Origin of the sequence: Mucilaginibacter sp., from assembly GCF_039207105.1 — a bacterium.
GTDB lineage: Bacteria > Bacteroidota > Bacteroidia > Sphingobacteriales > Sphingobacteriaceae > Mucilaginibacter.
The window spans coordinates 1-6,717 of sequence record NZ_JBCECK010000215.1; the positions used below are offsets into that span (position 1 = coordinate 1).

Genomic DNA, 6,717 nt, shown 5'->3' on the forward strand with positions numbered 1-6,717 from the left:
GTTTGTACACCATCGGCCGTGTTAAAGCTCCGGGTAACCCTGTAAATATCTTTTGCATTGGTGTTAAACCTGTCATAACTTAATTCATTTACAATGTAAAGCAGTATAAGCATACAACAGGTTAAACCGATGGTTAAACCAAATATATTGATGAACGAGATAAACTTATGCCGGGTAATATTGCGTATAGCGCTTCGTAAATAATTCTTTATCATGATCGATAATTCTAAAAATATAACTGCTAAAATTCAAAATGAGTTAGGTCAATACTCATTCCTGCAACATTAGGTTTAAAACACGTACCAATTATATAAATAACTAATTATCAACAATATAAATAAAATTACTTTTCATTACTGTTCGCAGGCGTAACAGTTTGTGTTCGGTAACGATACAGTTTTAAAACACCAAAGGCCTGTCAATTAATTAAATGACAGGCCTTTGGAACATTATGTGTATGCTTTTTAGTTTACATTAAGCGTAACTCTACCGTTCACTCTTACCTCAACCAGCGGACCGCCACCGTTAAGCTTACCCTGTACTTTTTCTTTTTCCTTGCTTCCATTAAAGTTATCTGCAAGATTGGTATTTACCTTATCACCTCTAATGTCAAGGTCAACGCCTTGCTTTGCCGGCAAGTCAAGATCGGCACCACCACCACTTGCTTCAAGCTTAACATATTTCCCTACGTTATCAAACTGTACATGCAAACCACCACCGCTGGTTGAAGCAGAAAGCGCACATGATAATTTAGAAAGGTTAACACTTCCACCTGATGTACCGGTTATCAGCTCGCCATTAATATTATTGCCATGTATACTACCCCCGCTTGTATTGGCATTGATATTACCTTTTAATCCTTCCAGGCGTAATGAGCCACCGCTTGTTCCCAATTTAATTTGGCCCTGGCAATTAGAAGCATTAATGCTACCGCCACTGGTTTGCATATCAATATCCTGTCCAGAATTGCTTATGCTAATACTCCCGCCCGAAGTTCTGCCATGAATTATACCGGTTAGCTGATCAACATGCAGGCTACCACCGCTGGTTTCAAATTCTTGTTTTCCGTTCAGATTATCCAAATGTATGCTTCCGCCACTGGTAGCCAGATTAGTTGCCACCTGTTTAGATACGAAAACCTTAAATGATATATTCAATGAATTTTTCCAGTTAAAAATACCGCTGTTCTTGCTTTTGGCAGTTGCGTGCAATTCGCCGCCATTAACAGCTACATCCAGATCATAATTTTCCAAACGCTTTTTTATTTCGTCTTTTGAGAGCTGGCCATTTCCGTTATTGCCGCTGATATAAACCTCAACCCTTGATTCCTGACCGCCTGCGCCGCTAACAGAGATGCTTCCGCCGGAGGTTTTTACAAAAACCTCTTTTATACCGGATAGCGGTTTGGTCATGTAGGGCTCTTGTTTGTTATCTTGCGCCAGGGCCGCATAGCTTTGGCCGGCTACCAATAGTAATAGTAAGTAATTTTTCATGATACGTGTGTTTAGTTGTACATAAGACAGAGACTCAAAGCATTAAGTTGCATAGAAATAAAAATAAAATCCTGCTTTATATTATCGAGACATCTGGCTTCTTATTTAACATGATACAAGTTTAAGGCAGCTTACCCCTACTCTGTTTTCAAACTTTTAGCAGGATTTACCGTCGCTGCCTTTATTGATTGTGTACTTATTGTAATAAAGGCTATCAAGATGGCCACTATACCCGCCATAGCAAATACCCACCCTTGTATATCAATACGATAAGCAAAGCCCTGAAGCCATTTGCTCATGCCGTACCAGGCCAGTGGCGAAGCTATAACTGTAGCTATCAGGACCAGTTTCATTAAATCCTTTGACAACAGAGCCACAATATTGGTTACACTTGCACCCAAAACCTTTCTGATCCCAATTTCTTTGATCCGTTGCTCAGCAGTAAACGTTACCAAACCAAATAATCCCAGCGATGCGATGCAAATGGCCATTACTGTAAATGCGAATAAAATGCTTCCTTGTTTTTGTTCTGATTGATACTGATTAGCAAAGTTTTGATCAAGAAAATGAAATTCGGCTTTGTTTTCAATATCAAAGCGACTATACACCTTGCCTATATAGTCAAGCGTGGCCTGCATGTTATTTTTGCCTATCCTTATATATAAATTATCCTCATCATTTGCTTCTGCGGGCATTTGCAGTACCATAGGTGCAACTTTATGTTGCAGCGAATAGGTATTAAAATCTTTCACTACACCAATTATTTTCTGTGTAATAATATTCCCCTGGGCGTCAACTCCAGTACGAACCATTTTACCTACAGCATCTTTCCAGCCTAACTCATTCACCAAAGTTTCATTTACGATGATAGATTCCGTTTTATCCGTAGGTATAGCCTGCGAAAAGTTACGTCCCCTTGCCATTTTGATCTGCATGGTAGGTATAAAATCTTCGTCAACCACCAGGTTCTCAACTATTTTTGATTCTGAATTGATCTTACCGTCGGCTCCAAGATTAAAATCACCAGATCCTATATTATTATTGCCTACAGGATTACCGGCAATACCTACACTTTCCACTCTGGGGTTTTGCAATAACTGGCTTTTAATTGTTGCTATTTTAGTCCTTACAGCTTTATCATGGATATGGAAGGTAAGTACCTGAGCCTTATTGAAACCCAAATCTTTATTCATTACATAATGTAATTGCTGATATATAATACACGAGCCGGCTATCATGACAATAGTGATGATAAATTGAAAAATCACCAGCGATTTCCGGAACAACACTGTTGATGCCTGGCTGCCGATTTGCCCCTTCATGGCCGAAATAACCCTGAAGCCCGATAGTAACAGTGCCGGATACAGCCCACTCAAAATACCTGTAACGATAGAAAATGCCAAGAAAGCAAAAACTGTTTTGGTAATGCCAAACTGAAGCAGGATCAGGTTTTTACCTGATAATTGGTTAAAATAAGGCAGGGCAAACTCGATTAACACCCCAGCCAACATTGTGGCTATCATGGTAAGCAAAACCGATTCGGCAAAAAACATTAGCATTAATTGCCTTTTGCTGGAACCAATAACTTTACGCACCCCAACCTCCTTGACCCGTATGGTAGAACGGGCAGTAGTTAAGTTTACGTAATTGATTACTGCTATAGCCAGTATTAATAAAGCAACTACGCTAAAGACATACACATAAGTAATATTGCCATTAGAACCGATTTCGTAATCTAAGTTTGATTTTAGATGAATGGAAGTTAGCGGCTGCAGCTCCATGCGATACTTCATGGAACCCTGAACGCCTTTTAAATATTTATTGAAGAAAGCATCAGAACCTGATTCAATCTTTTTATAATCAGCCTGATTCTTCAGAAGTAAATAAGTGTAGATACCTGCATTTCCCCATTTGTCTGTGTAATTTGCAGGGAATGAACGCAAGGCTTTAAAAGTAAAATGTGAATTAACAGGCATATCATCAATTACACCTGTAATTGTTGTTGGGTTAGTTTCTATTTGTATAGTTTTATCCAAAGCATTGGCAGCATCCCCAAATAATGTTTCGGCCAGTGTTTTAGTTAATACTATAGATTGAGGCTTGATTAAAGCAGTATGCGGATCCCCGTATAAAAAATGATAGCTAAACACATTAAATATGGCATTATCGGTAAAGACCATGCCCCCCTCATTAATTTGCTTATTACCGTAAGTTATTTTACCGCCACCTTCGGCATCAATACGTATAGCATCTTCAACTTCGGGGTAATCATTTTTTAATGCAAGGGCAAATGGTGCCGATGTTACCGCAATATTAAACTTGCCACCATTCCAGGTGCCATGCTGTACAACGCGAAATACCCTGTTGGCCTTTTCATTATAACGGTCATAGCTCCATTCATCGGCAACATACAAAGTGATTAGCCAAAAAGCAGCTACCCCAATAGCAAGACCACAAATATTTATCACTGAAAAAACTTTGTGTTTAATCAGGTTTCTCCAGGCTATTTTAAAGTAATTTTTCAACATGATATTAAAGGATAAATTCTAAACCTTAAAAGAAAATTCTAAATCCTAAAAAAAAATTCTAAAAGCTAAACTCTAACTTGTTTTGCCATTTTTACTCACCTCTCACTCGCTCCTTAAACTTTTAACCGGGTTTGCCAATGCAGCCTTAAGAGATTGTACACTGATTGTAGCAAGGGCTATAAATGTTGCCCCTCCGCCCGCGATCAGGAATACCCAAACCGTGATCGTGATTTTATATGCATAATCCTGCAGCCATTTATCCATAGCATACCAGGCTACAGGCGTTGCTATAAAAATTGCTATCACTATGAGTAACACAAACTCTGTAGCCAATAGCCTGATAATACCCGCGACACTTGAACCCAATACCTTGCGGATACCTATTTCCCTGGTTTTTACCTGTGCAGAATAAGTGGCCAAGCCGAACAGCCCAAGGCAGGAAATAACAATAGCGATAATTGAAAAAACATCAAACAAAGCGCCGGTTCTTTGCTCTGTTTTGTACAGTTGATTAAAACTATCATCTAAAAATGTATATGCAAAAGGCGTATCGTTATTATACTGTTTCCAGCTACGTTGTGCCGCCGCCACGGCTTTTTGCGCGTCAACACCGGTTGTTTTAATATATATCTTATAACAATCATCGGAGCGGTAATATATTACGGCAGGCTCTATCTTTTTCCGCATAGATGCATAATGAAAGTTTTTTACAACGCCTGTTATAGTACCTTTCATTTTCTGTATCCTGATACTTTTGCCGATCGGGTCTTTCAATCCCATAGCAGCCACCGCTGCTTCATTTAAAATAAAGTGATTGGTGTCGACTACAGCTCCTGTAAAAACGGCGCCTTCATTCATTTTCAATTTAAAAAAGGTCATGAAATCTTTATCGGCAGCTATGGGATGGAATATCAGATTTGATTTAGCAGGCTTTCCATCCCAGTCATTATCGCCTGTCCAACCGTTATTATTTACAATGTCTCCCCCGGCCCTGGTTATAGATATAATACCGGGCTGCTTTAACAGGTCATTCTTAAATGCGTCATAATGCGTTTTTATATCACGCATACTAAATGCAAATACATTTTCCTTGTCGTAACCCAAATCTTTTTTCTGGATGTAATTAAGCTGCTTGCCTATGATGATGGTACCGATAATTAAAACAATAGATATCGTGAACTGCACCACAACCAAAACTTTTCTGAAAGCCACATTACCAATACCAGCTGCTACTTTACCCTTAAGCGCCTTTAAAGGCTCAAATGATGATAATAATAGTGCCGGGTAAATACTTGAGGCTGCTAATGTGCCCATTAAAGTGATTATCATATAACCCCATACCTGATAGTTACTCGCCGATATTTGTAATTGCTTGCCTGAAAAACTGTTATACATCGGCATAAGCGCATACATTAAGCCAATGGCCAATATGGTAGCTATGGTAAACAGCAGTGTGGTTTCAATCATAAACTGCATAAACAGCTGCATTTTACCTGCACCAATAATTTTACGCATACTTACTTCCTTAGCCCTAAGCATAGAACGCGCGGTTGAAAGATTAACGTAATTGATACAGGCAATGATCAGGATAAGTACAGCAACAATAGCAAAAGTGCGAACAGTTTCTATACCACCATTACCGCCATCGGCTTTATACAAATGCATCTGATACAGTGGTTGTGCCAGGTATGGTACCGGTGCATCCTCTGGTCGGTTACGCTCATGTATGCTGCGCAGTTTTTTGGTGAGCTGCTCAATATCGGTATTAGGTTTTACCTGTAAATAGGTTTCAAAACTAAAGTTAACCCAATCCGCATCCATCGACAAAACCCTGGTTTTACCATCGTAGTTTTGGTTACGATTTAAATAAGCCAACTGGTTAAATCTGCTGATAGGTAACAGAAAATCAAACTTTATACTGGAGTTAGCAGGGTAGTCTGTCATTACACCGGTAACTTTTAAGCTTTCATTTAAACCGAGTGTAACCATTTTTCCAATAGGATCTTCATTGCCAAAATACTTTTTAGCCATAGTTTGGGTAATCACTACCGAGTTATTATCCTGAAAAGGTTTCGTTTTATCGCCATTCACCAATGGGAAATCGAAAACCGTGAAATACGACGGATCGGTAAATGCAGCATGTTCTTCGATAAAGTTTTTCTCTTTATATTTAAATGGAGTGCTGCCAATATTCATGATCCGTACACCATCCGTAACCTCCGGCAGTTCATTTTTAGCGGCAGGTACTACCGGTGCAATAATACTGGTGAAAATTTGCTTGCTTACATCGGTACCGCCAACAATGCCTATTCGATATATCTCCGGACCTTTTTTGTTAAAAGTATCAAAACTCAATTCGTCCTGCACCCAAAGCAGCATAAACAAGCCTATAACCAGGCCAAAAGTTAAACCCGCTACATTTATAGCCGAATAAAACTTGTTATTGATAATATTACGCCAAGCTGTTTTTAAATAATTTCTAAACATATATTGAAATTTTAAAACCTAAAGGAGAAAGTCTAAAACCTAAATTCTAAAAACTAAAGAAAAGTCTAAAACCTAAATTCTAAACGCTAACTTGTTGGGCATTTTTTCACCACTCACCACTCACCACTCACCACTCACCACTCACCACTCACCACTCACCACTCACCTCTCACCTCTCACCTCTCACCACTCACCTCTCACCTCTCACC

At 39.1% G+C, this 6,717-nt stretch carries 4 protein-coding genes; all 4 read right to left on the reverse strand.

The genetic code is table 11. The annotated features are described in order from the left end of the window. Positions 1-215 (reverse strand): ABC transporter permease (locus tag AAGC65_RS23965; protein ID WP_343114991.1); only part of this gene is annotated, 215 nt, incomplete at its 3' end. 249 nt (positions 216-464) lie between these two features. After that, positions 465-1,493 (reverse strand): hypothetical protein, encoded by a 1,029-nt coding sequence (locus AAGC65_RS23970; protein WP_343114992.1) that lies wholly within the window; start codon positions 1,491-1,493, stop codon positions 465-467. Positions 1,494-1,630: 137 nt separating this feature from the next. Then, on the reverse strand, positions 1,631-4,021 hold the full coding sequence (locus tag AAGC65_RS23975; protein WP_343114993.1) for an ABC transporter permease: 2,391 nt from the start codon (positions 4,019-4,021) through the stop codon (positions 1,631-1,633). 102 nt (positions 4,022-4,123) lie between these two features. Further along, entirely contained in the window at positions 4,124-6,508 is a 2,385-nt protein-coding gene (locus tag AAGC65_RS23980; protein WP_343114994.1) for an ABC transporter permease, read from the reverse strand. Positions 6,509-6,717: the final 209 nt, after the last annotated feature.